At 66.4% G+C, this 1,709-nt stretch carries 1 protein-coding gene; it reads right to left on the bottom strand.

Annotation, left to right across the window (positions count from 1 at the left end):
• Nucleotides 1-1,693, bottom strand: a 1,693-nt coding sequence (locus tag sphsw_RS12575; RefSeq protein WP_042467198.1) for a transglycosylase domain-containing protein, incomplete at its 3' end; no start/stop codon positions are given.
• Nucleotides 1,694-1,709: the final 16 nt, after the last annotated feature.

Genomic DNA, 1,709 nt, shown 5'->3' on the forward strand with positions numbered 1-1,709 from the left:
GACCCATCCAGACGCCGGTGGTGATGCCGCTGGAGAAGCCGAGGAACCAGCCATCCTTCGACGAACTCGTCGTGCCCGTCTTCCCCGCCACCGGGCGGCCGATCTGCGCGGCGCGCCCGGTGCCGGTGTTGACCGCGGTCTGCAACAGGTCGGTCATCTCGGCGGCGACATAGGGGGCGACGAGGACGTGGCTGCGATCGACCTCATGCGTGTAGATCGTCTGGCCGTTCGCGGTCACGCGCGTGATGCCATAGGGGGTCACCGCGACGCCCTTGCTCGCGACGCTGGCAAAGGCACGCGTCATGTCGATCACGCGGACCTCCGACGTGCCCAGCACCATCGAGGGATGCGTGTTGACCGTCGTCGTGATCCCGAACCGCCGCGCCATGTCCGCGACGGTCGTGAAGCCGACCTCCTGCCCCAGTTTCGCTGCGACGGTGTTCAGCGAATAGGCAAAGGCCGTGCGCAGGCTGACGGCGCCGGAATTGCGCCGCGAATCATTGCGCGGGCTCCATCCGTCGATCGTCACGGGTTCGTCGACGATCGAATCCTCGGGCTTGTGCCCGGCCTCGAGCGCGGCGAGATACACGAACAGCTTGAACGCCGAACCCGGCTGGCGGACAGCCTGTGTCGCGCGGTTGTAGATCGACGATACATAGTCCTTGCCGCCGACCATCGCCTTGACCGCGCCATCGCGGTCTAGCGATACCAGTGCACCTTGCGCACCCGGGGGGGCATTCGCCCGGATCGCGGCATCGGCATCGCGCTGCATCGACAGGTCGAGCGTCGTCCACACCTCGAGCGGTGCCTCGGTCTCGTCGATCAGCGTGTCGAGCTGCGGCAAGGCCCAGTCGGTGAAGTAGCGGACGCTGTTCTGCTTCGGCTCGGGCGCCAGTTTGAGCCCCTGCACATCGGCATCGGCGGCCTCGCTCGCGCTGATGACGCCGGTTTCCGCCATCGTCTTCAGCACGACGCCCGCGCGGCCCATCGCCGCCTCGGCATCCGCGGTCGGCGAATAATTGGACGGTGCCTTGACGAGCCCGGCGATTACCGCCGCTTCGGCCAGCGACAGGCGGTCCGCCCCGTGGCCGAAGAACTTGCGCGACGCGGCGTCGATCCCATAGGCGCCGCCGCCATAATAGACTTTGTTGAGGTAGAGTTCGAGGATCTGGTCCTTGCTGAACTTGCGCTCGAGCGCGAACGCCAGGATCCATTCGCGGAACTTGCGCCCGAACTTCTTCTGGTTGTTCAGGAAGACGTTGCGCGCGAGCTGCTGCGTGATCGTCGACCCGCCCTGAGTCCAGCGCCCGCGATCGAACCGTACCTTGACCGAGCGTGCGATCCCGACCGGATCGACGCCGAGATGCGAGCGAAAGCGCCGATCCTCGACCGCGACGGTCGCGTCGCGCATCACCGCGGGGATCTGGCCATAGGAAAGCCATTCGCCGAAACTCGGCCCCATCGACACGATCACGCTGCCATCGGCGGCATGTACCCGGATCATCTGGCCGTTGGGCGAGGATTTGAGGCTTTCGAAGCTCGGCAGCTGCGCGCGGGCGATATAGATCGCGATCACCAGCGCGCCGAGCGCGAGGATGGCAATACCGGCGAGAACCTTCAGGAGGAGGACAAACCGGCGGCGCCATGAGGAGCGAGGCCGAGAGGGGCGGGAAGCGGGACGCGCGCGAGCCATGAAGGGTCGACGAAAT

It is taken from the genome of Sphingomonas sp. FUKUSWIS1 (assembly GCF_000733135.1).
Classification (GTDB): domain Bacteria; phylum Pseudomonadota; class Alphaproteobacteria; order Sphingomonadales; family Sphingomonadaceae; genus Sphingomonas; species Sphingomonas aerolata.